39 protein-coding genes are annotated in these 26,274 nt (G+C 44.7%); 32 read left to right on the top strand and 7 right to left on the bottom strand.

The features are described from left to right. The first annotated feature begins 138 nt into the window (after window positions 1-138). From AC4MRV_RS09360 to AC4MRV_RS09330, 7 genes are all read left to right on the top strand, one after another. A complete protein-coding gene (locus AC4MRV_RS09360) occupies window positions 139-420 on the top strand; it encodes a hypothetical protein (protein ID WP_103412225.1) in 282 nt (93 codons plus the stop codon). A gap of 188 nt (window positions 421-608) precedes the next feature. Further along, complete coding sequence (locus AC4MRV_RS09355; RefSeq protein WP_110097014.1) at window positions 609-1,025, top strand: hypothetical protein; 417 nt, start codon at window positions 609-611, stop codon at window positions 1,023-1,025. Window positions 1,026-1,052: 27 nt separating this feature from the next. Continuing rightward, the gene (rdgC, locus tag AC4MRV_RS09350) at window positions 1,053-1,964 is read left to right on the top strand and encodes a recombination-associated protein RdgC (RefSeq protein WP_426673635.1); all 912 of its coding nucleotides are present in this window, start codon (window positions 1,053-1,055) and stop codon (window positions 1,962-1,964) included. Continuing rightward, complete coding sequence (trfA, locus tag AC4MRV_RS09345) at window positions 1,955-2,743, top strand: plasmid replication initiator TrfA (RefSeq protein ID WP_103412228.1); 789 nt, start codon at window positions 1,955-1,957, stop codon at window positions 2,741-2,743. Before rdgC ends, trfA begins: the two co-directional genes overlap by 10 nt. Before the next feature lie 64 nt (window positions 2,744-2,807). Further along, window positions 2,808-3,158: a hypothetical protein gene (locus tag AC4MRV_RS09340; RefSeq protein WP_491187127.1), complete on the top strand. Its 351-nt coding sequence runs from the start codon at window positions 2,808-2,810 to the stop codon at window positions 3,156-3,158. A gap of 679 nt (window positions 3,159-3,837) precedes the next feature. Further along, window positions 3,838-4,377, top strand: coding sequence for a hypothetical protein (locus tag AC4MRV_RS09335; protein ID WP_103412230.1), 540 nt, complete (start codon window positions 3,838-3,840; stop codon window positions 4,375-4,377). A gap of 12 nt (window positions 4,378-4,389) precedes the next feature. Beyond that, window positions 4,390-4,920, top strand: a complete 531-nt coding sequence (locus AC4MRV_RS09330) for a hypothetical protein (RefSeq protein WP_233902835.1) — start codon at window positions 4,390-4,392, stop codon at window positions 4,918-4,920. Window positions 4,921-4,967: 47 nt separating this feature from the next. Here the strand turns inward: AC4MRV_RS09330 and AC4MRV_RS09325 are convergent, their stop codons facing one another. The 7 genes from AC4MRV_RS09325 to AC4MRV_RS09295 form a co-directional block, all read right to left on the bottom strand. Beyond that, the gene (locus AC4MRV_RS09325) at window positions 4,968-5,213 is read right to left on the bottom strand and encodes a hypothetical protein (protein WP_103412231.1); all 246 of its coding nucleotides are present in this window, start codon (window positions 5,211-5,213) and stop codon (window positions 4,968-4,970) included. 57 nt (window positions 5,214-5,270) lie between these two features. After that, window positions 5,271-5,594: a hypothetical protein gene (locus tag AC4MRV_RS09320; RefSeq protein WP_103412232.1), complete on the bottom strand. Its 324-nt coding sequence runs from the start codon at window positions 5,592-5,594 to the stop codon at window positions 5,271-5,273. 59 nt (window positions 5,595-5,653) lie between these two features. Further along, on the bottom strand, window positions 5,654-6,472 hold the full coding sequence (locus tag AC4MRV_RS09315) for a 3'-5' exonuclease (RefSeq protein WP_110097015.1): 819 nt from the start codon (window positions 6,470-6,472) through the stop codon (window positions 5,654-5,656). 10 nt (window positions 6,473-6,482) lie between these two features. After that, window positions 6,483-7,079, bottom strand: coding sequence for a hypothetical protein (locus tag AC4MRV_RS09310; protein WP_103412234.1), 597 nt, complete (start codon window positions 7,077-7,079; stop codon window positions 6,483-6,485). Window positions 7,080-7,127: 48 nt separating this feature from the next. Beyond that, complete coding sequence (locus AC4MRV_RS09305) at window positions 7,128-8,318, bottom strand: hypothetical protein (RefSeq protein ID WP_110097016.1); 1,191 nt, start codon at window positions 8,316-8,318, stop codon at window positions 7,128-7,130. Window positions 8,319-8,369: 51 nt separating this feature from the next. Continuing rightward, the gene (locus AC4MRV_RS09300) at window positions 8,370-8,567 is read right to left on the bottom strand and encodes a hypothetical protein (RefSeq protein ID WP_103412236.1); all 198 of its coding nucleotides are present in this window, start codon (window positions 8,565-8,567) and stop codon (window positions 8,370-8,372) included. A gap of 76 nt (window positions 8,568-8,643) precedes the next feature. Beyond that, entirely contained in the window at window positions 8,644-8,868 is a 225-nt protein-coding gene (locus AC4MRV_RS09295; protein WP_038195521.1) for a hypothetical protein, read from the bottom strand. Between the two features lie 171 nt (window positions 8,869-9,039). On the opposite strand from AC4MRV_RS09295, the gene AC4MRV_RS09290 reads away from it, so the two are divergent. The 25 genes from AC4MRV_RS09290 (at window position 9,040) to AC4MRV_RS09170 (ending at window position 25,932) form a co-directional block, all read left to right on the top strand. After that, window positions 9,040-10,215, top strand: a complete 1,176-nt coding sequence (locus AC4MRV_RS09290; RefSeq protein ID WP_491187126.1) for a tyrosine-type recombinase/integrase — start codon at window positions 9,040-9,042, stop codon at window positions 10,213-10,215. Between the two features lie 95 nt (window positions 10,216-10,310). After that, complete coding sequence (locus tag AC4MRV_RS09285) at window positions 10,311-10,823, top strand: PadR family transcriptional regulator (RefSeq protein WP_110097018.1); 513 nt, start codon at window positions 10,311-10,313, stop codon at window positions 10,821-10,823. 49 nt (window positions 10,824-10,872) lie between these two features. Further along, a complete protein-coding gene (gene yejK, locus AC4MRV_RS09280; RefSeq protein ID WP_347361781.1) occupies window positions 10,873-11,880 on the top strand; it encodes a nucleoid-associated protein YejK in 1,008 nt (335 codons plus the stop codon). Further along, a complete protein-coding gene (locus AC4MRV_RS09275) occupies window positions 11,877-12,119 on the top strand; it encodes a hypothetical protein (protein WP_426673638.1) in 243 nt (80 codons plus the stop codon). The genes yejK and AC4MRV_RS09275 overlap by 4 nt, the downstream gene beginning before the upstream one ends. Next, complete coding sequence (locus AC4MRV_RS09270) at window positions 12,116-12,616, top strand: hypothetical protein (protein ID WP_481712433.1); 501 nt, start codon at window positions 12,116-12,118, stop codon at window positions 12,614-12,616. Before AC4MRV_RS09275 ends, AC4MRV_RS09270 begins: the two co-directional genes overlap by 4 nt. Before the next feature lie 2 nt (window positions 12,617-12,618). Further along, window positions 12,619-13,101: a hypothetical protein gene (locus AC4MRV_RS09265; RefSeq protein ID WP_481712434.1), complete on the top strand. Its 483-nt coding sequence runs from the start codon at window positions 12,619-12,621 to the stop codon at window positions 13,099-13,101. 12 nt (window positions 13,102-13,113) lie between these two features. Next, window positions 13,114-13,515, top strand: coding sequence for a hypothetical protein (locus AC4MRV_RS09260; protein WP_110097023.1), 402 nt, complete (start codon window positions 13,114-13,116; stop codon window positions 13,513-13,515). Next, window positions 13,512-15,263, top strand: a complete 1,752-nt coding sequence (locus AC4MRV_RS09255; RefSeq protein ID WP_491187125.1) for an SNF2-related protein — start codon at window positions 13,512-13,514, stop codon at window positions 15,261-15,263. The genes AC4MRV_RS09260 and AC4MRV_RS09255 overlap by 4 nt, the downstream gene beginning before the upstream one ends. Window positions 15,264-15,274: 11 nt before the next feature. Beyond that, window positions 15,275-15,733, top strand: a complete 459-nt coding sequence (locus tag AC4MRV_RS09250) for a hypothetical protein (protein ID WP_274021041.1) — start codon at window positions 15,275-15,277, stop codon at window positions 15,731-15,733. 2 nt (window positions 15,734-15,735) lie between these two features. Next, window positions 15,736-16,500 (top strand): ASCH domain-containing protein, encoded by a 765-nt coding sequence (locus tag AC4MRV_RS09245; RefSeq protein ID WP_274021040.1) that lies wholly within the window; start codon window positions 15,736-15,738, stop codon window positions 16,498-16,500. Continuing rightward, complete coding sequence (locus AC4MRV_RS09240; RefSeq protein ID WP_274021039.1) at window positions 16,500-16,784, top strand: hypothetical protein; 285 nt, start codon at window positions 16,500-16,502, stop codon at window positions 16,782-16,784. The genes AC4MRV_RS09245 and AC4MRV_RS09240 overlap by 1 nt, the downstream gene beginning before the upstream one ends. Next, window positions 16,772-17,686 (top strand): DNA cytosine methyltransferase, encoded by a 915-nt coding sequence (locus AC4MRV_RS09235; protein ID WP_274021038.1) that lies wholly within the window; start codon window positions 16,772-16,774, stop codon window positions 17,684-17,686. The genes AC4MRV_RS09240 and AC4MRV_RS09235 overlap by 13 nt, the downstream gene beginning before the upstream one ends. A gap of 292 nt (window positions 17,687-17,978) precedes the next feature. Next, a complete protein-coding gene (locus AC4MRV_RS09230) occupies window positions 17,979-18,227 on the top strand; it encodes a hypothetical protein (RefSeq protein WP_110097029.1) in 249 nt (82 codons plus the stop codon). After that, window positions 18,118-18,726 carry a transglycosylase SLT domain-containing protein gene (locus AC4MRV_RS09225; protein WP_315972593.1) on the top strand — a complete coding sequence of 203 codons (609 nt, stop codon included), beginning with the start codon at window positions 18,118-18,120 and terminating at the stop codon, window positions 18,724-18,726. The genes AC4MRV_RS09230 and AC4MRV_RS09225 overlap by 110 nt, the downstream gene beginning before the upstream one ends. Then, entirely contained in the window at window positions 18,723-19,121 is a 399-nt protein-coding gene (locus AC4MRV_RS09220; RefSeq protein ID WP_103412245.1) for a hypothetical protein, read from the top strand. The genes AC4MRV_RS09225 and AC4MRV_RS09220 overlap by 4 nt, the downstream gene beginning before the upstream one ends. Beyond that, window positions 19,108-19,317 carry an Rz1-like lysis system protein LysC gene (gene lysC / locus AC4MRV_RS09215; RefSeq protein WP_103412246.1) on the top strand — a complete coding sequence of 70 codons (210 nt, stop codon included), beginning with the start codon at window positions 19,108-19,110 and terminating at the stop codon, window positions 19,315-19,317. The genes AC4MRV_RS09220 and lysC overlap by 14 nt, the downstream gene beginning before the upstream one ends. Next, the gene (locus AC4MRV_RS09210; protein ID WP_103412247.1) at window positions 19,304-19,735 is read left to right on the top strand and encodes a hypothetical protein; all 432 of its coding nucleotides are present in this window, start codon (window positions 19,304-19,306) and stop codon (window positions 19,733-19,735) included. The genes lysC and AC4MRV_RS09210 overlap by 14 nt, the downstream gene beginning before the upstream one ends. A gap of 12 nt (window positions 19,736-19,747) precedes the next feature. Further along, a complete protein-coding gene (locus tag AC4MRV_RS09205) occupies window positions 19,748-20,914 on the top strand; it encodes a hypothetical protein (RefSeq protein ID WP_222714854.1) in 1,167 nt (388 codons plus the stop codon). Further along, window positions 20,904-22,622 (top strand): protein PacB, encoded by a 1,719-nt coding sequence (locus AC4MRV_RS09200; RefSeq protein WP_110097031.1) that lies wholly within the window; start codon window positions 20,904-20,906, stop codon window positions 22,620-22,622. The genes AC4MRV_RS09205 and AC4MRV_RS09200 overlap by 11 nt, the downstream gene beginning before the upstream one ends. 629 nt (window positions 22,623-23,251) lie before the next feature. Further along, entirely contained in the window at window positions 23,252-23,575 is a 324-nt protein-coding gene (locus tag AC4MRV_RS09195; RefSeq protein WP_332235023.1) for a hypothetical protein, read from the top strand. A gap of 66 nt (window positions 23,576-23,641) precedes the next feature. Next, on the top strand, window positions 23,642-24,328 hold the full coding sequence (locus AC4MRV_RS09190) for a DUF2786 domain-containing protein (RefSeq protein ID WP_332235024.1): 687 nt from the start codon (window positions 23,642-23,644) through the stop codon (window positions 24,326-24,328). Window positions 24,329-24,389: 61 nt separating this feature from the next. Then, complete coding sequence (locus AC4MRV_RS09185) at window positions 24,390-24,980, top strand: tyrosine-type recombinase/integrase (RefSeq protein ID WP_491187124.1); 591 nt, start codon at window positions 24,390-24,392, stop codon at window positions 24,978-24,980. Window position 24,981: 1 nt separating this feature from the next. Continuing rightward, window positions 24,982-25,281, top strand: a complete 300-nt coding sequence (locus AC4MRV_RS09180; RefSeq protein ID WP_434184992.1) for a hypothetical protein — start codon at window positions 24,982-24,984, stop codon at window positions 25,279-25,281. Beyond that, a complete protein-coding gene (locus AC4MRV_RS09175; RefSeq protein WP_491187123.1) occupies window positions 25,278-25,571 on the top strand; it encodes a hypothetical protein in 294 nt (97 codons plus the stop codon). The genes AC4MRV_RS09180 and AC4MRV_RS09175 overlap by 4 nt, the downstream gene beginning before the upstream one ends. A gap of 133 nt (window positions 25,572-25,704) precedes the next feature. Further along, window positions 25,705-25,932: a hypothetical protein gene (locus AC4MRV_RS09170; RefSeq protein ID WP_255905372.1), complete on the top strand. Its 228-nt coding sequence runs from the start codon at window positions 25,705-25,707 to the stop codon at window positions 25,930-25,932. The last annotated feature ends 342 nt before the right edge of the window (window positions 25,933-26,274 follow it).

The following is a 26,274-nucleotide window of genomic DNA, read 5'->3' as shown; positions in this document are numbered from 1 at the left end:
AATTAAAAACGTAATTATTGACGTAATTTAATGCGTTCTAACTAACGGTGAAGAGTAAGTTGGTGATTGGTAAGTGTGCATCCTTCATGTAGCATGGCGATAATCGTCAACTAGATAACAAATTTGATGGATATCAACATGCTAAAAAACGCTGAGGTACGTGTTCTTGTTATTCTCAAGAAAGAGAAAAAGAACACCATTGCCATGACCGACCTCACTCGACGCCTTAATGTCAATGCTGGTATCAAAGCCGCAGAGAAAAACCAGATACTTGAGTCGCTAAAAGAGCAAGGCTTGGTCGCTGTTGAAAGAAAGCAGATACCAGCCATGCGCCGTACTCCAACTTTGATCACTCTCACCGAAAAAGGTAAGCAAGTGCTTAAAGGTGTTGAGTCTGGAGATATCGAGTTTGAAACCTGATTGATCTGCGAAGTTTTGATCCAGTCGAGAAAAGATTAAACAACATTTTTTTGTTGTTTCTCGCCATCGCTAAAAACGGTAAACAGTGCACAACAAAAAGATAAAAGTTTGTTGTGGCAACCAAAAGCGCTTTTGAAGTAGAGCGCGGTACCACGGCTTAGCGGTGACGTTGGAAGGCTGAAATCGAAATGGACAAGACCGAGACAAATCAAGAGCGTGAAATCTCACTCAGAAAAGAAGAACAAATTGCGTGCGCCATTCTAAAGGGCGCTAAAACCGCAGATGTCGCGGCAGTAAACGGTATGAAGTATGCCGCTTGCCGCGAAATCCTTCACAAGTATTGCCGTCGTGTTAATCCTCAAGCTTATGAGTCGATTAATATTGATGCTGCCAATAAAGACTGTCATAGCCCATTCCTTGAACAGCTTCGAGAAAACAAGCATCAGTTTATTTCCCAAACTGCGCCTCGTGATCCTGAACAACTTCGCCGCGAAATCGAACAGCAAAGTGAGCGCCTAACCAGTGCTCAAATAACGCTGCGCTCAGAACGCACCATTCTAAGCCAGTTGGAAGCAGAGCTTGCAGCTGCAACTCAAAAAAAGTAATACCAGAAGAAAGAAGGATCCCAGAGTATGAAGCCTAAAAATATCATGGCTTATCGCTTTTCTCGGACAGTTCAACTCACTCCCGACCAACTAAGTGAGCAACTGTCTGAATTTGCGTTCGTTCCATGCGGTGAGCAAGACAAACGGAAGTTTGGGTGGGCGCCAGTAATGGGTAAACATAGCAATCAGCTATTGCATGTCGGTGCTGATTGGATTTTGCTTGCTGCTCGTCTTCAAGAGAAAATGTTGCCAGCATCGGTCATCAAAGAGGAAGTAAATGAGCGCATAGATGCTCTTGAAGCTGCGGAAGGTCGACCTCTCAAGAAAAAAGAGAAAGACAACATTAAGGATGATGTCGTCATTGATTTGCTACCACGAGCATTTAAACGAACCAATACCACTTATGTTTGGATTTGCCCTAAAAAAGAATTGCTTTTTGTTGATGCCAGCAGCTTTAAGAAAGCGGAAGACGTTTTAGCCCTGCTAAGAAAAACAATCGGCTCTTTGCCGGTGGTTCCTGTTACGTTTGCGTCTGCGATTGAGGTGACTCTGACTGATTGGTTAAAGACTGGTGAAGTTCCTAGCGGTTTTTCATTGCTTGAGGAAGCAGAGCTAAAATCAGTATTAGAAGATGGCGGTCAAATCCGTTGTAAACAACAAGAGCTGACTTCTGAAGAAATTCAGTCACACATTGAAGCTGACAAAGTAGTAACGAAGCTGGCAGTCAACTGGCAAGATCGTGTTGACTTCATCTTGTCGGATGATGGCAGCTTAAAGCGATTAAAGTTTTCTGACGAACTGACCGACCAAAATGACGATATTGCGAGAGAAGATGTCGCTCAGCGATTTGATGCTGATATGGTTCTGTTTGCTGGTGAGTTTGATGCCTTCCTGCCTCAGTTGTTTGATGCTTTGGGTGGGGTAGCGACATGTCAGTAAAGCTAATTGAAAAACCATGGGCGAAAGCCGTTCGCTGCCTACCTAATGAATTAGCGCGATATGCGCTATTTACCGTTGGCACTTCACAAGAGCGTCGATACTACACAAAGCCAATTTTACTGGGATTGCTTGATGGTAGTCATACGCCGATGGAGCTGCAGTTCGTAGGACCAGAGCTAAGGCAAGATGATCTAGATGTGTATCTGGAACTTCTTCACTATGCACGCAATGCAGACCTATCAGGTAAGTTGAAATTCAAACGAGCTGAGTTAATGAAGTCTTTAGGCTGGGCTAGAACGCCTTTTTACTATGAAAGACTACTGCAATGTATGCGTCGATTAAGTCAGTCAAATATTGAAGGTCTTATCACTCGAAGAGAAGAAGGCGATCTAATTCAACACCGATTTAACTTTAATTTGGTAGACTCGTTCGAATATAAAGACGTAAATGGTGCAATGGCACGCTTTTGGCATTATCGTTTACCCGTAGAGTTGGTGAAATTTTTCACTTCTTCTGGTTTTGCTAGAATCGATCTAAAACGTCGTCAGGTACTAAAGAACAACAACATAGCAAAATGGTTGCAGTTTTATTTTGCCAGCCATAAAGCGAACAACAAGTACGCTGTGTCAGTAGAAAAAGTGATGCATAGCTGTGGTTCTAAGGCGAGCGATTTGAAAACGTTTCGTCAAAAGTTGAAGACAGCACTTAAATTGCTCAAAGCAGCTGGTATTGTTGATGCCTACATAGATAAAGAGTCAGATCGGATTCTGCGTAAGTAACGCTCATACTGTTCGGATACAACGCCCCGTATTTCAGGGGCGTTTTTATTGATAAGGTCTTATTGTGAATTGGATATTCATTGTTTTTAACCTCATTCCTTTGCTGCTAGGCTGGTTTGGATTTTCAGCCGGCGAGCCTGAACTGGTTACTTTTGCTATCACGCTCATAGCCATACGTGCAGCTCTTGTGCTGTTCACCGTCCCCAAGATGTACCTCAAATTTCAAAAGGCTGATCAGTTAACACGACGCTATCACCGACGCCAACTTAAAAAGCCTGCGACAGTATTCATCGTTTCGTTTATCACTCTTTGGTCGCTGGTGGTATGGGGGGCGGTATTAGTGCTGTGCATGGTAGTGCTAAGCACCGCTATGTACCACGGAATGAGAAACCACATCGTCAGAGATTCTTACTGATTTAATTAACCGACCGTAAACGGCATTCTTGAAAGAGAGTGCCGTTTTTTTATGCCTAAATGGTAGGTGTTTAGTGGTGCTTTTATTTGTGGAAAAGCTGTTCATATACAGTGGGATAAGTGCTGTATATACAGTGGAATTGAAGTGAAAAAATGCATAAATCGAGATACCCAAACGCATAAGTTGAGATACCACTTTGCATAAATCGAGATACCCAAACGCATAAGTTGAGATGCCGTTTTGCATAAATCGAGATACTAGCAAAGCATAAGTCGAGATACCAGATTGATTTTATTTCATTGTTAAAACATGAACTTACGTTTCTTGTTTGGTCCAACTTTAAAGCCCAACAACCATCTTATAACCATATATAACCATTTAATAAGCCATCTTATAACCTATTAAATAAAGAAATAATAAAGAGAGATTTTTTTATTTTTAAATTGATGGAAAGAAACAGCTCATCCAAATACAGATAGAGATCTAATAGGATCTTTTGTGATTTCGTCTTGTTAGGCTGTGTCAGTGCCTCGCTATTCAACGTTTCTATGCTCATGAATGCCATTGCATCACTATCTATTGCAAAGGTCCTGCAAGGCTATAGGGGAGGGATTAGAACGTCAGCTGACTTTGTAGGAACTCTGTGCCTATAATGTGATTGTTAAGGGAGGGCTATGCCATGAGTAAACCATTTCAAGTTTATTGGAGTGAAGACAGCCATATAACAAACAAAGCCAATTGGTTGCACTGCGTGGAAACGGATGATCCTGTTAGAGCTGAGCAAATGTACTTCAAGCTGTGCAAGAAGATGCTTGGTAAGCAAGGTTATGTGTTCCTGCAGTCAAGTGATCCTGATGTGGTGCCGTATGGGCGATTTAACACAAGTGTTGGTATTAGTTGGAATGTCGATCGAGAAGAGCAAGAGATCCGTCGTTGGGTAGCGTGGGCTATGCCGCAAGAAATACCCTATAAGCGCTGGAAAGCTCCGACAACATACATGGTTAAGGGGTTGAAAGCTGCAATCTTACTCCGTTCTGGGGAGAAAATAGGCTGTGAGATCTCCGGTGAGATGATTGGTCGAGTGTTAGGTCGAAGTTCCCGAGGGGTTAGGTATTGGATTGCTGAAGACGGCGAGAGTCGAAGTATTGATTATGCTAACTGGCGGTGTTTATTGGAAATGGCTGGATTCAAGAATAAACCGATAGAAACCTATCTGTAGAATTTGGATCTTATGACTGAAACACAACTGGAAAATATGGCAAAAGCCGGCAATATCCTTGCTGGTCAAGCATTGAGGAAATATAAACAAGCTAAAGCACCCAAAAGAACCAACGGGAAGCCGCTTAAAACCGTCCCTGTGAAGCGGAAAGGGGACAAAGGTCCTAGTGGGTTGGAATTGTCTTTTGCTATGCAGGTTAAAGCTGCGGGGCTTCCTATGCCACTCTGGGGTAAGGATGAATTGATGTTTCATCCTAAGCGACGCTGGAGGTTTGATTTTGCATGGAAAGACCACAAGGTTGCCGTAGAGATCGAAGGTGGCACTTATAGCCATGGAAAGAAGCGAATGGATTCAGGGACAGGTAAGGCGGTTACTCAAAAATCGAGGCACTTAACGCCTACAGGTTTTCATGAGGATTGCATTAAGTATGGAGAGGCGGCAATTCTTGGTTGGTGCGTTCTTCGAGTGGATGCCAAAATGATTAAGGACGGTTCAGCCTTGGCAATGCTTGAGAGGGCGATTAAGGATAGAGTATCTGGTTGATGTCGAATGAATATCTAACGGGTATACTATTAATACCCGTTAGATACTTAATTGGTGTCTTCTTGAAAGAGTTCGTCAAGTTCAGATTCATCGACAATGCGTTCGTTTTTTACCAGCCAATTAACCAATAGCGCATATTCACCATCGTTCATTGTTCTGAAGCGAACGCTGTCTGGGGTTGTTCGCCATGCCCAAATAGTGTTAACACTTGTCTTGTAACAAATGTCAGCCACGTCTTGCGCTTTAAGCTTGAAGTGTTTCTGAATGATCTTGAGTTTTTCGTTATTGGTCATTAAGTCGTTCCGTCAGTGTTTCGTAGAAAATAACACTCAGGCGGTACAAAGTACAGGTTAACGCTGAATGGCGGTCATTTTTCCACAATGCTGGCACTTACAACGCATTTTGTTGCGTGTCTTTTCTACGTTCTCTTGCATTTTTAGCCATTGCCAGTACAGGTTAGAGTTTTCATTAGCTAAAAGTTTTAAAACCCACATAGGGCTTAATAGCTCACCACATAAGCCACACTCTATCGTTTCATTAGACTCATCAATCGTAAAATCACCGTGTGGACACTTCAATCGTCTTCGATACGTCTGAGTCTCTTTAAAGATGGGCTTATCAGAAGGAGGCTGTTTTATTTTCTTAAACTTAACAATGTTGTCGTTATCTTCCATTTTGAGTTCCGTTGTTTGGTACCCTCATCTGTGAGGGCACCAGTCAATCAATGGTAGGGTTATCGGCAGGCGCAGGCTTCAGCTTCGCCGTTGTGAAGCGCTTTTCTGTTAAATTCAACTTCTGCTAACAGGTCCACTAACTCTTTATCTGAGTTCTGTTGATAGCCAAGGGCTTTGAGCAGGGAGCTTTTGAACATTTCTTGCTGTTCAGTCTCCATAGCGACAACGTTATGCCCTTTTGTGATTTCAGTGATCAGTGATGATGTGATTTCGATAAGGTATTCAGCTTCGTGCAAAGCATCATATAGCGCATGATGAAGAGGACCTTTGCGTTCTAGTGTGTATTTAGGGTCAATGCCAAGTAACAGTCGACCTAGCAAACAGGCGGTGCGTAGTGATTGATTGCCTCGGAAATACCAAGGTTGCTCAATGCCTGCTTCTTCATAAGCGTGTGATAGGATAACGTTGTCAAATTCTGGACCGTTCCCCATAACCTGAGCTTTAGTGCCCTCTGGTGTGTTTTCCTTAATGTAGTAAGCAATTTGATGGAGAGCTTCAGGAAGAGATAAGCGTTCTTCTTGCTTCTCTGCTGAAAATAGTTCCGCATACGCTTCTGGTGATTCAGTTTTTTGTTTTTCCCAGAAAGCCATTGTGCTGTTTGGTTGGTTGATGTCGTCTTTGATGCGGTTTTCTTGCCCCTCATCGCTGATCAACATGTAGGTTTGGTTGATGATTCGGCGCTGATATAAATCAACAGTTACAACGGCAGCTGAGAAGATGTGCGTATTCGGACCTGTAGAGCCTGTTTCGATGTCGGCTACATGGATTACTGGGCTTGATTTGATGCTTTTTAGGTATTCAAGTGTTGGTAAGATCATGGCTTTATCTCTATTTTTCAATGTCTAATGAATCTAAGGTAATTCTCTCGCCCACAACAGTGGTTGAGTAAGTGACTGAGTATTCAATTTCTAACTCATATTCGCCGCCACAGATATCACACGTTTCTTTTCCGTCCGATGGTTCGTCTGGTTCGTAGCTGCTGGCACAATGAGGGCAGACAATCTCATCATTGTTCTTGTAGTCCCATTCGTCATAATCGTCACTTGCAACCTTTTCCAGTGCTTCTCGTTTTAGTTTGAGGGAAAGGGCGGTTTGGCATGGATCGCATCTAAAGCCATTTTTTGTTCCCCAGACAGTCCCTATGACTTCAGAACGATTAGTTTTGCAGTCAATACAAATGTTGTGCTCATCACAGACAAAGTAATCCCAGCCCTTTGATGAGCCTAAACACTTCTCACAGCCAACAACCCAATACCAAGCACCATCAATAAATTCAGATTTGAGACCTTTTTGTGGAGGGGTTAGCTCCAACGTTGGCAAGTTATCGTTGTCGCGGTTCCAAACTGCTTTCATTGGTCCGTTATGAACTCGATCGGTCCATTCAGGTAGTGCTTCAGGAATGAGTATTTTGATATTTTTATCCATGGTAATTTCCTGCTGGTGGCTGCGACCTTTGCCGCAGCCTGTTGTTCGTTAAGCGGCTTTAGGTTGTCGATTTAGGTCTGACCAGCAATCATGCTGTCGTTGCCATTGGTCTACTAACTTGTCCAGCTTGGAGTAGATTTGCTTCACAGCTGCTTCTCCGAATCCTTTCGATGCGTCACCGGCTTTGTCTTTAACGATGGCAAGTAGGCGATGAGGTGGAATGTGCAGAACGCTGTATAGGCTCTGGAATCCAGCGTTGTTTAGTACTTCAAGATGCTTAGGATCCAACTCAGCATCTTCTAGGTACGTTTCTTTAGCCCACTCCATACGTTCAATGAGGTGAGGGTGGGTGATCTCGATGCGGTTGATAATGAGTTCATGCAAAGCGTCATGAATGTCAGTTGGCCAACGGTCAGCTAAGTAATCGCATGGAGGGTAGAAAGGTTGTAGCCAGTCTGTCACGGAAACAGTGATATTTAGCCCGTGGTTGGTTTTAACCTCGTAATACCAGTCAAGGTCGTTAATGATTTTGATGGTTTTTGCTTCTGGTCGGAATGATAAACCATACTCAAACACATGGATGTAGCACTTCAATATGCCATCACTACCAACAAATACCTTATTGATGACGTCACCGTCTTTGTGCATTAATCGAGAGCGAGCTTCGTTTAGCTCTTCAGTAAGTTGCGTGTTGGCTTGGACCATGACGTTCTTCTTCGTCTCTGTGTCCACCAGCTGATTTTTAAGATCACGGATCTTGATGCGCTGCTCTTCCAGTAGCTTTTGTTTTTCGTCGTTCTTTTTACGCTGGGCAGCTATACGGGCTTTCATTTGCTCAGGCTGCATATCTTGCAGGCGTTTAAGCTCTGCCAGTTTATCTTTTACATTGGCTTGAGTGAGTTTAGCTTGAGCTTTTTCTCGTTCCGCTTCTGCAGTGGCTTTTTTGGCTTCAAGTTCAAGCTCGTCAAGGTTAGAGCGAAGATCCGCTAGTGCTTTTTCTGTTTTGGATAAGCTCTCTTGCGTTTGTTCAAGCTCATCACAAAGCGAATTAAAGTCATCAACTTCAATGTTGTATTGCTCAATAACGATTTGCTCAATTTGATCAATCATGGTGATTGCAGCGTTTACAGATGTGTGAGCAAGACCTTCCGTTTTGTCTGCAGCAATGCCTAGCTGGTAACGAGCAGGGTTAAGAGCGGACTGTAGGGCAATCGCTACGGTGCTTTTCTCGGTTGTCATTCTACTTCTCCTTCAATTTTTAAACTCGGTAGTAATAAACGGGGTGATGGCTTATGGCTGCATAGAGCTATTTAGGAAGCTCCAGATTTTGTCGATATAAACTTCGAGCTTCTGATCAATGCGCGTGAGCTTTGCTTGCAGCGACTTCTTGAGGCGCATAGAATAGGGAACTGGTTTACGCATAAGAAAACAGTGAGCAGCTAACAGGCGCTCTGAGCGTTCCATTCTGGATAACTGTTGATTGTCCATTGTTTGGGATCCTTCTTCCTGTGTGGTGTGTAGACTATGGCGTATCAATCTTTGGTCGGGGCGATACGCCAACCTTTCAAAATTTCGGCTTAATTCTTAGCTTGAATCTCTTTCCATCGGCTTTTTTGCCGGTCAGATTAAATTCACCATCAATTTCATCAGCCAACCTTTGGGCATCAGCGTGGAAATCTGCGAACTGGTGTCGCGTCAGGTTGTTTGCTGTATTTCCCTGAAAGTGCGCTGAAAGCACTATTACCTTGTGCTTCCCATCTCCGTTTGCATGTCTTTGTAGTGTTGTCATCAACATTTTCCTGTTGTCGATAGTTAGAAAATCTGGTGTTAACGTCACCGAGACAGTTAGCTCTCTTCGTGCTAACGACGCCAATATATATCTAAATCCTGTACAATGTACAGGATTTTTTTAAAAAGGTTGAGCCAGAGGTAAAAAGTCACTCAGCCGTTGGGACTCTTAATGCAGACACTTACAGTCAGTTTTTCCGAATCATCCGTTAAGCGAGCGCTAAAAACCGCCGAGGGTTACGAAATCAAAGTTTCGTCCAAGCCCACGGTATTGTTGCGTCCGCATAAAGGGTTAGAAACTGGCACTTGGTATCTGAGAAAAGGTAAGAAATATCACCCACTAGGTGGTTATCCGGCGGTTCCTGTATCACTGGTAAAAGAGCGTTTGCCTAGCATAGTGATGGAGTTAACGCTGAACCCTGAAGCGAATATCGAGATCAGCGGCTTCCAGAAAGTTTCTGATCTGCTTGAGTGGTACTGCGATAGAGCGCAATCAGATCGTGAGTTATCTAAAAAGCGTAAAGCCACGGTGAAGTCCGTTATCAATAAGCACCTGATCCCTATGCTGGGTGATAAGCTGATTGATGAGTTGAACCATGCTTGCATAGACGATGCGCTTATCTGGCGCCTTCAAAGTAAATACTCCTTATCTAACGTCAGATTGATATTTTCCGCACTGAAAGCGGCATTTAAGCTTGCCTCCAAGCAAAACCGTATTAGTACCAATCCTTTGGCTGGTCTTCAGTTCACTGATTTCATTCAAAAACGCATCAATCCCAAGGATGCGCAAATCAGAGCGTCGGATATTCCAGCGGTACTTTCTTCGCTGGTGGATTGTCACTACAGCACCAGAATGCTGATTTTCATGATGTTGCTATTTGGTACCCGTATAGGCGAAACACGTCAGGCTAAGTGGTCCCATATAGACGGTGATTATTGGTACCTACCTGCAGAGCACACCAAAACGAAGCAGTCGCACCGCTTACCTTTGACTGAGCCAGTTAAAGCTTTGCTTGATGCTTACCGGAATGCTCAAAAATCCAAGGGTTACACAGGGCAATTTCTATTCCCTAACGATGATCGTAGTGGTCAATGTGTTCCTGCTAGTACCGCGAGCACTCAAATTAAGCGCATTTCAGCCAGTAATTGGACAGCGCACGACTTACGAAAAGTAGCGCGTACGGTCTGGGCTGATCTTGGTGTGGATTACATGGTGGGCGAAATGTTGTTGAACCATGCTCTTAGCAAGCTGGATAAGACTTATATCCATACTCACGTCGAACACAAGATGAAAGAAGCCCTTAGCGAGTACCACGACTGGCTAAAGAAACAGGGATTCCCGTTCTAATCTTCTCAAAAATTCCACTTAAAAATAAATAATCCTGTACAATGTACAGGTTTTTATTATATGGTGTTTCCACTTTCTAAAAAAGGAGTGTCGAAATGCTGTTAAACGAATTGAATATCCATCTGCTTTCTTTGCTATCTGAGCATAAAACGGCGACAGGCTATGACCTGACAAAAATGATGAGCACTAGCCATGTATGGCGTGCGTCCCACCAACAAATCTATCGCTCCCTGAATAAGCTCGCAGATGATGGTTTTCTGGCTTGCAAAGATGAGCCGCAGAAAGGTAAGCCCGATCGTAAGGTTTATTCGCTGACCAATGATGGAATTGCCAAGCTCAATGAGGCGGTAGAAAGCGCCATCCCTTCAATTAAGTCCCTGCACAGCATTCGTACTGTCATGTTGAACGTGGGTAATCAAAAGTATTTTGAAGAGCTATTGGAGCAGTTAAGAACTGAGATCCAAAAGACCGAGCAGCTCTTAGAAGAAACTGAACTCCCGTCAGAACGAATCTCAATGCAGCGTGAGATCTATATCAATCGCGCTGAAGAAAGCTATTGCGTAGAAGTCTTGGAGTACCTGCAAGACTCTAAGCGTATGGCTGCTTAATTACAGACCCTGACCAAAACCCTTTAAATCACACAAAGAAGGAAACCCAATGAGTATTTCACTGAATGCAGTTGCTCTACACCAGTTGGTTAAAAACGAACAAGACGAATTGACGGTTAACTACGGTAATCACCATCATCCAATCCAGCCTGCGTATGAAGCGCTAGTAGAAGAGCTTCATCGCGCTTATTCGGGTAAAACCAAGGGCTACGGACAATTTCAGTCGGATAGTGAGTTCAAGCAGTGGTTAATTGATTGCCGTAAAGGTAATGCTCCTTTCTATGAGTTCTCTAAGACAGGCGCAATCCGACTTAAAAATGAACTAAGCAAATACCCATTTGCTGATGAGGGCACACTTGTTTTTGCTCAGTATCAATCATTGGCAACTGATTACTTACTGGTGGGCTTAGTTTCATCTAACTCTGGTATGACCGTAATGGACAACCTAAGCCTAAGTGCTACGGCTTATCTGGATATTGCCAAGATGGATCTTGCCGCTGTAGTGGACCTGTCGACATTTGAAACGGATACAGAATCAAATCGCTACCTATCATTCATCAAAGGGCGTGTAGGTCGTAAGGTGTCAGACTTCTTCCTTGATTTTCTGCAGGCAGAAGTTGGCTTCGATGCAAAGCAACAAAACCAAGTTCTCATGCAGGCGGTTGAAGATTTCTGTGCGGATGCGAAGTTAGACCGCGAAGAAAAGATGTCCGTTAAGAAGCAAGTTCATGACTACTGCAATGGACAAAAGAAACTTGGTGAAGAAGTTTGCGTTAAAGAGCTGTCAGGTGAGCTGCCAGACTTCGGTGACGTAGGTTCGTTCGTTAATTACACCCAAGATCAGGGTTATGAACTAGAAGAAAGCTTTCCTGTAGATTCTGCCTGTGTTCGTAAGCTTACAAAGTTTGTTGGTGCTGGTGGCGGCATCAATCTTACCTTTGACGCGCTGTTGCTAGGCGAGCGTGTTTTCTATGATGCGGAAACCGACACTCTTACCATCAAGGGAACCCCGCCTAACCTTCGTGATCAGTTGTCTCGTCAAGGGGGTGCAAAATGACGCCTGAACAGTTTGATAATACTGGATTCACTGGAAACATGTATGCCATGCATGATGGAGAGCGGAAGTTTATCGTTTCATGCAGTTTCCCTGAGCGTTTGTTTGGCTTGCTTCCAGAAAAGCCGGCTGATGATGAAGAGTTTGACCCATGGGAGATTGAATGGGTTCGCTGTGAAAATGTCTCTGAAATCATTCGACCTCAAGTTGTTACCTTTGAAGAGAAAGAGGGTTCGAAATGATGGAGGCGCAAATAACAAGAGAAATTGGTTATTACTGGGTTCATTTTGGTCGTCACCTGAGAGATAAGGGACTAACTAATGAATGGTTAGTCTCATTTTGGAATGGTACTCGTTTTGTTGTTGGTTCTGATGAGTGGACAGACGATTGTTTTGATTCGCTAGATGAAACGCGCATAGTTCGCAATGATTTGTCTATGCAGACGAGTAGCGATGATTCATTGCTTCGCAACGTTCTTATTAATACTTCAGTGGAAGTTAAAACCCCTATTGAATACGGAATGACTTTAGCGGCTTACATGATTGCTGGTGCAGAAGTGTGGGCGTGGCATAAAGGCTATAAGCCTCTCGACAAGGAAGAGTGTCCACATCACCTCTACGGTTGGGAAGAATGTGGATTTCTTAAACATGCAGGTATAGCAGAGTCGACATCCGGTGATTTTAAGTCACCTTTGGAATTGATAAACGTTGTAAAACAAAATCAGGGTAAGAGGTCATAACCATGCACGATCCTATTTCTATCGACCAAATGGGCTTAGTTAATGCCATCAATGCAGAGTTATCGCGCCAATGTCCTAACATGCCTTTCTGCCCAAGCATCTTTAATACGGTTATCAAGGCGGCAAATTTAGTCGTGGATGAGTGCGGCAGGGAGCCTGTAAAAGTAAGGGATGGTATGTCTATCTCTGAATGGTTTGAATGTGACGATACTGGAACTAGCTCGAAGTACATGGCTTATGCCATTGACGGGGGCGCTACACGATTGCCGGTGCAAAGTTATTCATACCCTCATGACGCGGATGATTTCGGTCGCTGCCTTCGCATGGTCCGAGCGCTTGGATTTGAGAAGAAAGTGTTCCTGATGCTAACCACCGGTCATGAGTGGAGAGATATAGCTTCTCATTGGGACGAGCTGGTGGCTCATTATGACAACGAAAACTGGGAAGAGCTTTATAGCTTCTTGTCCGGCTTGGGCAATAGCTAAGGAGCTGGGACTATGCAAAACAAAGTCGGGGCAGAGTCAATCTGCCTCAACGATAAGCTTGAAGCCTTGATCGTCATACTTCGCAAAGGCAAATATGAGTTTGCGGATGAGAAAGTATGCCAAGAGTACTTAGAGGAGCACTTCTCTAATCTAGGGCTTCGATTTGAGCGTGAATATCGTTTATCTGATGGTCGTAGCATCATCGACTTCTTCTTTCCCAATTCTGGGATCGGTTTGGAAGTCAAAGCATCTAAGGCTTGGAACAAGATGGGCGTTTATCGTCAGTGTGAGCGCTACTGTCTGAATCCTGAAATTTCTGGATTGATATTGGCTACAGCGAGACCGCAAGGTTTGCCAGAACAAATTGAGGGTAAGCCAACGCGCTTTTATCACTTAGGGGAGAACGGGCTATGAGCAAACTCGTTATTAATCGAACCTTTGGAGCGTTGCGCCGTTCTGATACTCGTTGGGAGCTTGTGGATATCGAGCCTCATGTGGCAATACGCCTTAAACAGCTTTTCCCTAAGATCCCAAAGCATCAAGCGAAGTTGTTTTCGCTTCAGGACTCTCAAGAAGTGGCGGCAGATCTTCTTTGGTTTACTCAGAGGTATGCACTAAAAGCGTCTGATAAAGATATAAGGTACTTAAAAAAACGCAGTCGTGAATACCATAAGAAGCAGGAAGAGGCGCACTCTATTTTGCTTCCTGATTACACGCCTGCAGTACGCGCAGGATTAATGCCTAATCAGTCGCTTCGTGATTATCAATTGGTTGGGCTTGATCTGCTCGAATCGGTTAAGCGTCTTTTGGTTATTGATGATGTTGGTCTAGGTAAGACATACCTTGGTTTAGGGGTAGGTCTACTTCCTGATGCTTTGCCACTGGTAATTGTGGTGGAGCCGCACTTACAAGATCAGTGGTGTGAAAAAGCAGCTGAGTTTATCAACCTAGCGGTCCATAAAGCGAAAGGTAATAAGCCATACAAGCTGCCGCAAGCTGATATCTATGTTTTTAAGTACAGTCAGCTGTCGTCATGGGTAGATGTATTGTCCGCAGGATGGGTAAAAGCCATCGTATATGACGAAGTTCAACAGCTAAGACGTGGAGAGGAAAGCCAGCGAGGTATGGCGGCGTTTGTTATCAACCAGAACGTATCAATGGTTGTCGGTTTAACAGCAACGCTTATCTACAACTACGGCATTGAAGCTTTCAATATTAGCAACATGATTAAGCCAGAAGTGCTAGGTAGCCGTGATGAGTTCTTGCGTGAATGGTGTACTCGTGATTATGGAGTCGCCAACGATAAGGGGATTGTGGCGGACCCTGATGCGCTTGGTTCGTACTTGAGAGAGTCAAGAGTGCTTATTCGTCGCACGAAGGCAGATGTTGGTCAGGTTGCTAAGCAGTTAGAGCCGCATATTGAGTGGGTGGCTCCAAACATGAAGAAAGTTGCTGATATGGAAGTGTTAGCCGAACAATTAGCGGTGAAAACCTTATCCGGCTCTTATGTTGAACGAGGACAAGCAGCACGAGACTTTGACCTCAAGATGCGCGAAATGACGGGCATAGCAAAGGCTCACAGTGTCGCTGCCTATGTACGAATGTTTATAGAGTCTGGAACCCCTGTCGTTCTATTTGGCTGGCATAGGGGCGTTTATGACATATGGGCTAAGGACCTCGCAGACCTTAATCCTCTGTTTTATACCGGCTCTGAGAGTCAAACCCAGAAGGAGCGAAACAAGAAAGCGTTCATCAATGGTGAGTCAGACCTTTTGATTATGAGTCTTCGTTCTGGGGCAGGTACTGACGGCATTCAGCATCGTTGTTCAACGGTCATCTTTGGTGAAGAGGATTGGAGTCCGCAGGTTATGACCCAGTGCATTGGTCGTTTGGACCGTGACGGGCAGGAAGACTCAGTGTTTGTGTTCCATGCGGTGACTCAATACGGCAGTGATCCGGAAATCCTCTCTATCTTGGGGGTGAAATCATCACAAGCCCGAGGCATTCAAGACCCTGGTTCTAAGGTGGTTGGTAAGCAGGTAGATACAGACCGTATCAAGAAGCTTGCAGAGAACTATTTGGCAAGCCGTGGTGTGAAAGTGCCAGAGAAAGCGAAATCGCTCAACGATGCAGACGTAGAGCTGCTTAGAGAAGTTATTTAGGTGCTAAGGATATGGAAAAACTATTGAATAACAAGCCAGAAGTGGCGTTGAAACAAGTGGCAGCAGCACTGAGAGAAACAAGAAAAGGTTCTGACCGTGCAGTTAAGGAAGATGGCGAAGTTTTGGGTTATTGGCAGACTCCAGAGTTTATCGAGTACCTGTTAGAGCTGGCTGATGAATGTGATCGTGTATCGGTTAATTCTTTGGAAGAGGGAGAGGTTGAAAATGGGCAAGTGCATTTTTCAATGGATGGGTTTCGAACTCAGCTAAGTGAGGATGTAAAAGAGTTGCGCGATCTGGTTGTTTCGGTTGTTAAAGATGAATGGTTTGAAAAAGACGATCTGACAAGCAAGATGAATGACGTGATTTGTAAAAGCAATGGGTTCAATTGTGTGTCGCTAAATGGTTGTGACAGCTTTTCTAACTTATCCAGTATTGAAGTTGAGTTAATTGATTTGGAGGGTTGTTAACTATGAAAGAAACATACCTTCCATTTACTGCCGATATGGTTAATGCGTTGCTGGACGGGCGAAAGTTAGTAACTCGTCGTCCCTTAGTTATCCCTGATGGCTGGGAGCTTCATGACCGCAAACCATCAAAAATCACCAGTCCTCATCCTAAAAAGGGCAAGTGGGGCGCGTTAATACGTCGAGGGGTAGGGACTGATTTCCCTCAGTCAGATCTTGTTACTGCTCCCTGCTTTGTTGGTGATCTAGTTTGGGTTCGTGAAACGTGGGGCGTTGTGAATCACTCATTTGATGAAGACGGCAATATGGTTGAATGGACGCCAGACAGACCAGCTTTACCAGTAAGAGAGCTGAAGTACGGCAAGGGCTATTACACAGGGAACGTAATTTATCGTGCTGATGGTGAAATGCGCTGGTGTGATGATTTTGAAGAAGAAATATCAGCATGGCACCCGTCAATTCACATGCCAAAAGCAGCAAGTAGAATCACATTAAAGGTAACGGATGTCCGTATTGAACAGGTTCAGGATATTACTGAAGCACAAGCTGTTCTTGAGGGAATGCCAACTGATGAAGAATGTCAGCGTATGGCTGTTGAATCTGGCTTGAGTTGGTACCAAAAGCCGGTTACGTGGTTCAAAAATCTATGGAATGGCATTTATAGCGATTGGGATGCTAACCCGTATGTTTGGGTAATAGAGTTCGAGGTCATCAACAAGAACATATCATTGGTTGTTGAAGAGCTAAAACAACAGGAGGGAGCCGTATAATGAGTATTGAAGTGGTGGAAGCAGTAAAGGTATTTCGCCGTAAAGTCTGGATTGAATCAGATATTACGGGAGCAAAACACGTCATGATTCAGCATGATGATGGAGTTAGCAAGCCATTCACGTACTGCTCATTTTTTTACGACTACGCTCACACGAGCAATGCGAATATAAAGGCACAAGCCGAGGCTGTAGCGCATAGTTTAGGTGCTAATTACCCTATCGAAGACCGGACAAGAAGCTTAGAAGAGTCTTTTAAGCGACAGGGTGGCGAATGCGAGGAATAGACTTGTTTGCTGGCGCTGGTGGCACAACCACTGGCGCCAAAGATGCGGGTGTTAACGTAGTTTGGGCTGCAAACCATAACCCTGTTGCTGTTGAGTTTCACGCTAAAAACCATCCAGAAGCGAAGCATGTTTGCCAAGATCTTCATCAAGCTGATTGGGGCTTGGTTCCAGAGCACGATATAGTATTCGCTTCGCCTTGTTGCCAAGGTCATTCAAGAGCAGCAGGAGCTAAGAGGAAGACTGTTAAAGCTGATTTAAGTAGGTCAACCGCTTGGGCTGTTGTTAGTTGCTTAGAAGCTCATAGAACACCAGTAGCTATCATTGAAAACGTTTTAGACTTTCAAAGGTGGGAGTTATTTGAACCATGGTCAATGGCTATGGAAAAGCTAGGTTACAGTTTGTCTCTAAACGTGGTGAACGCAGCTGATCTAGGGGTGCCGCAAAACAGAATTAGACTCTTTATTGTGGCAACTCGCAGTAAGAACCCGATCGAGTTAAACATACCTAAGGTTGAACATGTGCCGGCTAAATCATTCCTTGATTTAAATCCGGCTGGTTATCAATGGGACTTGGTTAGTAATAGGGTTGAAGCTACTCAAAATCGAGTGATGAATGGTCGAAAAGAGCATGGCGACATATTTTTAGATGCTGCATATGGCACTGAAAAGGGAGGGCGGTCCATAAATAAACCGTTAGGTACTGTTACCACGAATAATAAGCACTCATTGGTTATGGGAGACAAGATAAGACCGCTTTCTATAAGGGAGCAGGCTTTGGCACAAACGTTCCCTGAGCATTATCAGTTTCCGGAATCGAAGACCCAAACTAAGCTGATGATAGGCAACGCGGTACCGCCTGTTATGGCTAGAGAGGTTACTAGGAATGTGATGTTGTCACTTTAACTAGCGTGTTATTGATTAAAGACCAGCCAGAGTGCTGGTTTTTTTATGCCTAAATTTCACCAGAAAAGCCAGATAAAAAATGAGACTGGCGCGTAATCTCTGTTTTGCTTCTTATTTCCTCAATCCCTTGTGTGGCGTGGCTTTGCATAGCCTGAGTGAATCTATTGTGTAGGAGGATTCACGGTACAGGCTGACCCATATCAATAAAAACGTGTTGATGCGATAAAACCCCCGTCGAAACAAACTACAGGCTCAGCTAACGCTGTCTTTTTGTTAATAAATCGGAGGGCTTATGCCTGAATCAATCAATCTATTCACGATGGGCGCTACTGCTCTGACTGGTATCGGTATGAAGTTGGTGTTTTTGTGCCTTGCTTTGGTTGTTATGACCATGATGCGCAAGGTTATTTTTGGTGATGACGGGGTGAAAAATGACTGGATTGCGCAAGCTAAAGAAAAGGGTGATTTCCGCTCTGTTGCTATTTACCAGTGCGTTATGTTCGGTAGTACCTGTTTCCTCCTTGGCAGCGTCCTTTCCTGACAAATATGACGCTCAAATCAAGAAGTCAGCTAAGCGCTGGCTTCCTGCTTATGAGGCGGTCTATGGGATGGAGATTTTAAAGGCTCAACTGTATCAGGAGAGCCTTCTTGATCCGCAGGCTGTCAGTTATGTCGGGGCGGCAGGGTTGGGGCAGTTTATGCCTGCAACATGGGCTGAAGTGTCGGGGCAGCTTGGTTTTAATGGTGTGTCGGTGCATAGCCCAGAGCACAACATTGAAGCCGCTGCTTACTACATGGCAGGCAGGTTGAATGTATGGCAGTCCCCCCGTCCAATGTCGGACCGTTTATCGCTCGCATGGGCTTGTTACAACGCAGGGTGTGGCTGGATCCTCAAGGCTCAAAAGCTTTGTGGTAATCCCGCTCCTTACAAAGACATTATCCGGTGTCTTCCGCAGGTAACAGGGCATCACTCGAAAGAGACGAAGACCTATGTTGAGCGTATCTGGCGGTATTGGATGCAGATGAGGATGCTCAAATGAACCCTGTGTATGCCGCAGGTGGTCTCATTGGGGCTTTGTTACTGGGCGTCGTAGGCGTCCAGTACATCACCATCAATGGCTTAGAGACCACGATAGAAGCCAAAACGCAAGAGAATGCCAAGCTGGCGCAGACTAACGCCCAGTTTAAGCAGGAATTGCAACAGTCCAACGAGCAAATCACTCAGATGAAGCAAGCGCGAGACCTTGAGCGGAAGATTTCTGCAGATCGTGAGCGTGAACTTTCTAAGAGTAACAGCGAGTTAGGACGGAAACTCGCTCAACTTGAGGAGGAGAGTGCCAATGAGGGGGAAGAGTCTGCGTGTTTGCGTACTCGGATGCCTGACAGCGTTATCCGGTTGCTCGGCGGTACCGCCAAAGACAGTGACGGTCATTAAAACCGTTGTAGAGAAACAATATCCACCGCCAGAGTGGCTGAAAGACTGCCCTGATGCCCAGCTGAAGGGAGAAAGCTTTAAAGATGCCATCGTTCAAAGTGCTGAGCGTGAAGCTGTTATTAAAGCCTGTAACGTTGATAAACAGTCGCTTCGTGAATGGGTAGAGGACGAGGGTTCACAGGATGGCGTTGACTGAACTTAAAGACTACCTAGTGCCCGTGATCACTGCCGTTCTTGGGGCTGGTTTTTGGGACTTTATGAAGAAACGGCAGGAAAAGCCGCTTGATGAAGCCAAAGCTGCCACCGAAGAGAAACGGGCTGATGAGGTCATGATTCAAGGGGCTACGTCTGTTGTGGAGTTACAGCAAAAGGTTATGAAGCAGTTGCAGGAAGACCTTGATAGACGTGTTAAGGCTATTGAGGACCTGTATTCAAAGCAGTTGGAAAGTGAGCGCAGAGAATGGGAGCGAGAGCGCAGTAAGTTGGAAAACCAAGTTACTGAAATGTCTCAGCGATTAGGGAAATTGGAGGAGATAAACAAGAGGTTACTTCAAGAAAATGAATTACTAGCAAAGTGCGATCACTGTATTGCTGAAGCAGCGGCAGCACAGTAGTAGAGGTTAGCTATGGCTAGAAAGTCCACCTACGATTGGTCGAGTCTACTGGCGCTGTTGTTTCAGCGCCAGAAGGATGACCCTAAGTACAAAAATAAAGACTTCGCAGAAGATGAAGGGGTTCCGCTCGGCTCTCTTACCCGTGCGATTACCCAATACCGGAAAGGCAAGATTGAAGTATCCGATCATGCGCCGATTGACCACGATAGTGATCGTAAAAACGATCTTAATAATGATCGTTTAAGTGATCGTAATACCAACAAAAGCACATCAAAAAAAGGTGGTAAAACCAATAACAAACAAAGGGTTAACGGTAATAATGATCACTCTGACGGGCAGCGCACGCGCAATAGTGATCGATCGTTTTCTCAGGCTGGTGCAAAACGAAATAGAGGCGGTCAGGCTGGTAATTCGAATGCTCGTAAACACGGGTTGTACGCTCAGCACCTAACCGATGAAATGGCAGAAGCCTATGAAGCGGCATTCTCTGCAGCTGGCGGCATTGATCATGAGTTAGCGTTGGCTCGTGCCAAGTTGGCAGAAGCTTTCCGATTGAAAGGGGAGCAAGAGTACATTGAGAAGCGAATTGCAGAAGACCAAGCAAGAAGAGCCGAAGAAGCAGCGAATGAGCCTCCACCTGTTGTTGGTCCTGATGAAGAAGGGCTTCCTAACTTTCAAAAGCCGGATTACTTCAACCATGCTGCAATGCGTGCAGAAGTCTTTGAAGACAACATAGGTCCACTTGGTACCACGATAAAAATGAAACGTGTGGATTGGGATGCTGTCATTGACCGATGGATGGGGCGCGTTGCCAACTTGGAGTCCCTGCGTCAAAAGCTACTTCAAGGCAGCACATTAACGTATAGCGAGCAATTGGCTATCAAGTCGACAGTCTTTAATCAGTTGGCTAATGAAGAGATAGATGCTTTAACCGCTGGGCACATGCTCAGTGCGAATGGGTTAGATATTCCGCCTAACCTACTGGCTCAGATCCGCTTTGAGCTTGGTGAAGGTGATGACGACGATTCAGAACTGCCAACGGGTGCAGTTACACCTCAATTGGTGGAAGAGCGCGAGAAACAATTGCAGCTCGGCAACCAGCAAAGCTCTGAAGAGTTTTTAGCGGCACGTATGGCTGAGTTGGAAGCGTTAAACGCTGAGGACCGCCATGGCAGCTAGAAACCGAAGCCGCAAAAAGCATAAGCACGCCGCTATTACGCTGGATCCTCGTTATCTGGATTTTGCAGCGAGCTACCGAAGTCGACCGTTGGCTTTCATCTACGACATTATCGGGATGGAACCATCGTTTCAGCAAATTGAAGTCATTAACGCCCTGACTCCGGTCGGGGCGCGTGTGTCTGTTGCTTCTGGTCACGGTACGGGTAAGTCTCACCTAACCGCAGCTTTGTGTCTTCATTTCATCATTACACACCCAGAATCTCTGTGTATGTTGACGGCAAACTCCTTAGATCAGGTAACTAACGTTGTCTTCTCATACATTAAGCGCCTTTGGGTGAAGATCTGCCAGCGTCAGCCGTGGTTGGAGCAGTACTTCGTCATTACAGCTAAGTCTTTCTATGCGAAGGGCTACAAGGGCGTATGGCAAATTTTCGGGAAAACATGTTCAAAAGGCAATGAGGAAGGCTTAGCCGGTCAGCACCGTAGGGATTACATGGTGGTGGTCGATGAAGCGTCTGGTGTATCCGATCGAGCGTTTGAGGTGCTTCGTGGTGCATTGACCGAAGACAACAACAAAATGCTACTCATTAGCCAGTTTACGCGCCCAACTGGTCACTTTGCTGATTCACAAATGGAATTGGCAGAGCAAGGGCTGTACACGGCTATCACGCTTAATAGTGAAATGAGTCCGTTTGTTAACCTCAAGTTTATCCGAGAAAAACGCATCGAATACGGGGGTGTGAGTAGCCCTGAGTATGGCATTCGTGTTCTTGGTGTGTGTCCTGATGATGCAAGTGGCTTCCTGATCTCCCGTAGCATGGTCGATAAAGGCTTTGAGGCAGTTATTGAGTTCGTTGATGAGTGGGGCTGGGTGGCTGTTGCCGACGTTGCAGGCGGTGAAGGTCGAGATAGCTCAGTGCTCAAGATCGGTAAGGTTTGTGGTTTTGGTAGTGAGCGACAGGTAGAGGTCGTTAAGGCTATCGAAGCACCTGCAGATATGGACGGGGTTCAATTTGCTCGCTTTATCCATCAAGAAACATCTGGCTACACCAATATCACTGTTGGTATTGATGCGGACGGGTACGGTCTGACAACGGCTCAAGAGTGTGAAAAGCTTGGTGTGAATGTTACTCGCATCCACTGGGGTAGACCTCCACACGCTAACTCAGTGAAACAGCGATTCCCGAAAGAAAAAGACTATGCGTGCGTCATGGTCAAGGAAGCGTTGAATACTGGTCGCTTGAAGCTGCATAAAGGTGAGACGAAACAGTTTGAGAAGAAACTGCAGAAGCAATTCGTCAAGATCCCGTATGAGTTTGATGAGTTGGGACGTTGGCGCCTGTTCTCTAAGAAGCAGCTGCGTAGTGAGGGCATTAAGTCTCCTGATATCTTCGACGCAACAGCATTCTTCTGGTTGGTGGATTACATTCCTGCCGGCGAGCAAAGCGACGGTCAATCTGATAGTGCACTGGCTAACGCAATGGCATTGCTGGGAGAGGAAGAATCAAGCCCAGCAGATCAGGCAGTGGCTGCAATTGAAAGCGGTGGTGTGGTTGAGTGTCTTGCTGAAGATTACCCCGAGGTTAGAGCTGCGATACAGTCAGCATGTGGTGATTGGATAGAGGACGGCTTGGAGGAGTACGCTCAAGTTGGCTTGATGGAAATCGAGCGATTGGATGAGTTCTTCAAGTTTTATAAGCGAGCATAAGCGGTTATCCCCAAATTAAGGGGATAACCCTGTGTAAAAAATACTCATACTAACTACATAGGAACAATGGTCCTAATCGTCTAAATTACGGGCAATGGCTGCGCCATTGTGTGGCTTAGTAAGGCGGCGAGAATAACAAGAAAATGTTGTAGTACCAGCGCATAAGCGTCCGTACTATCGTTTGTGAAAGCTTCCTTCTTTCAACTCGGTGTAAGACAAAGCCCGCTCCTGTGAGTGGGCTTTCTTATATCCAACATTTTTTTGTTGTGGTTGGCTGCGTAGTGACCGCACTAAGATGAATGGGCATTGTTTGCAATGGCGTAGCTTCCCTTAGCTGCACACGGGGGTTCGGTAAGTGGTGTTTACACTGGCTGTCGTCCCCCAACCTCATGCCAAGAGCGAGCATTGCTATCCCAATGTATAGATTGCACTGCCAGTAGGGTATTAGGGTAGCCTCGCAAGGATGCGGGGCATTTTTTTAGCCTCCTAATTGCTAAAAGCACGTTTTAGCAATAAGAAACCCCCCGTCATTTCTCACATTTCTCTATTCTTTCCTTGCTTGATTTACACAACCTTATTATATTCTCGTTATAGCAATTAGATTTGTAACCCCGACCAAGGTGATAACGATGCAAAAATTCACAGCTGTTTTTAGATTCCCTGTTAATCTCCACTCAAACTCTGCACAGGCAATCGCCTTAAAAGACCGTACTCCTGAATCTCATCCTGATTATTTTGGTACGACAAAGATCTGTGTGATTGGTGACACGGTGTATTGGAATCAACCAAAGCACTACATAGGGGTGATTAATCTTCGTGCGAAAGGGGGTGTTTGGGAAGAGTGCCCACTTAATGCTCCTGTTAGTGAGCGTTGTGAAAAGGTGACAACCAAAATACTTGAACATCTGGAAGCTGTACCTGCCAATTTTAGAGGCGCCCCTCGCATTAAGTAGTTGGCTTACACCATGCTGCTTTCGGGCAGCATTAGTAAGTTAATTACCCCGACCAAAGGAAATAACATGAACCCCAAGCATTTAGAGAAGATTAAGAAATGCTTTGATCTCTCAAAATCTAGTAATCCCAATGAAGCTGCTAATGCTTTGGCTATGGCTCGTAAGCTGATGCGCAAGTATGGTCTTAGCGATGAGGATATTGAATTTATTGAAATGGGAGAGACGACAAGCAGAAGTCGAATTCAGCGCAAGCCGAATGCGTATGTGAGTGTGCTTGTTTCAGAAATTGCGAAGTCGTTTCAGGTCATCCCTATGCTTGAAACTTGCTACGAAGGCTCTTTCCCTCAATTTATTGGACGCAAGGATGCTGCCATGATGGCAGCCTATGCCTTTGATGTGCTTTATCGTCAGCTAATAAATGCTAGAAAGCAGTATTTATCAACGTTGAACCCGAGGATGCGCAAGCAAAACAAGACAGTCCGAGCGGACCGTTATTGTGAGGGCTGGGTGATCGCTGTTACTGAGAACCTGAAAGCAGAGAAGTTGCCGGAGGAGGAGGAAACCCGCATCAAATCTTATATGAGACGTGTAAATGAGAGCGGTAAAGAGCCAGAAGCAGCCAAAACAACAAGACGAAAAGGCGGTAGCCGTGATGATTATTCCTCTGGCGTTCAAGATGGCAGTAATGTGCGAGTAAACACGCCGGTTCACGGTGATGAACCGGCTAAGCTGACCTGTTGCGTAGCATCGTAAGTACGGAAAGATGATCAAGTGCGGTGAATTTCGATTTGCTGCACAACCAGAGAGATAAAGCATGAAACAAGTTGACCCAATTAAAGATCTAGATGATGTGAGATCCATCTACAACCGCTTGAAAAAGTGGGGAAACCATCGTGAAGCTGAGTTAGTTATGCTTGGTTGTAACGTGGCGCTTCGTATTAGTGACTTACTGAAGCTGAGGTTTGATGACATCAAGACAATGCAGCTTGAAGGTGAAGATATTGGTTACGTGGAGCTGGAAGAGAAAAAGACCGGCAAACCAAAGCGCCTGACACTGAATAGAACCGCTCTGCAGTGCGTTGAACGCCTGAGAATGAACAATACCGAGGCTATCTATTTGTTTCAGGCTACCGGAAATCGCGTCAAAGGCGATCCTAAGCCGGTTAGCCGACAATGGATATCTACTAAGCTGATTGATGTTAAAGACAGTCTGGGGCTGGATTACAGCTTAAATACGCACTCATTGCGTAAGACCTTCGGATACCACGCTTATAAGAACGGCGCAGACATTAACGTACTGCAGAAGCTATTCAACCACTCAAGCGTCACGGAGACGTTTAAATACATCGGTATCACGGATGAGCGCGTGCGTGATGTTTACCTAAGCATTGACATAGGTCTGTAGTATGAGTAAACCAATTAAATTTCGTGATAGGGAAAAAACTTACATAAATGGTGAAATGATAACACTGTCAGGCGTTATTTTTGAAAAATACCCTTCATCACCGAGTGGTAAAGAGTTTGTAGTAGACGTTAAATACAACGGTGAAAAATCCACAGAGTGGAGAAGTTCGGATGAAATACTTATTGAATGCTCTCAATGCGGTACTTTCATTCCCTATGAGCCACCATACCCATTCGATCAACTCTTGTGTGAGAAGTGTTCTAGTGAGATAGGTGAATTAATTTCAAGGGGAGAGCTATGAAAAGCATATGGGATTGTGATCATTTTGCGCCAAGCACCGCAGTTAGTGCAGGAATGAAAGCTAAACTACCAATGGTTTCGGCTCTTCCAGAAGACCCGAGAGTAGAAATTCCATTCAAAGATATTGTTGTCGATATACCTTATAACACGACTCTGGGTGGTGCGTTAGAGGTTGTGGAAGATCACGCAAGAGAGTATGTGAAAAACCATGGTGCGACCGATATCCGGCAATACTTCATTGAAGATGTGATAATCTCAAGCAATGAGATAATTTTTGTTTGGGGAAGTTAGATTATGAGGATGAAGGATAAGGACAAGTCTCTATTGCTTCTTAAACATGGAAACCTAATGCTTCGCTATCAAGTTTTAAGCAAAATGAAGAGAATTGAAAATAAAATTCGTAATTCTAAAAGGGGGGCTTTGAGTGGGTGATTTTGATTGGTTTGAACTTCTTTGCGGTCTGGGATTTCATGAGATCTCACCAAACCTATTTAATTGCGATGAATATGACTTTTACATTAAAACCAAAGATGTTGAAGGAAAAACGCAGTTAGAGGTCGTTAGATTGCTGCTAGACAAGCAAAAAGAGGCGTTATTAGAAGAAGCTTACTTTGAAGCGAGAAATGCAGACGCTATTTCTGAGTCTGACTAAAACTGATTTAAGGCGGGATTATCTCGCCTTTTTTATTGGCTAGGAGGAAAGATGAAAGGTTTAAGGTATCAAAAAAGAATTAGAGTATTGCCCTTTCTCTGGATGAATATATCCAAGTCTAATTTTTCAATAACGATAGGAAGTAAAATTAACTACACAATCGCGAGTTGAAAATTATCTTAACGTCGAATCGACACTTGTTAAACATTTAGGAGACTTCAACAAGAATGTTCTAGTAAGTTGGGCTTTTATTCAGCTCTTCATGATCCTGAGTTCGATTAAGTCGTTTCGTTTTCAGAGTACACAAAAGGAGCCATGAAAGGCTCCTTTTTTGGGTTCTGG

This window comes from Vibrio sp. (assembly GCF_984391705.1).
This window is presented reverse-complemented; position numbering and strand designations above follow the sequence as displayed.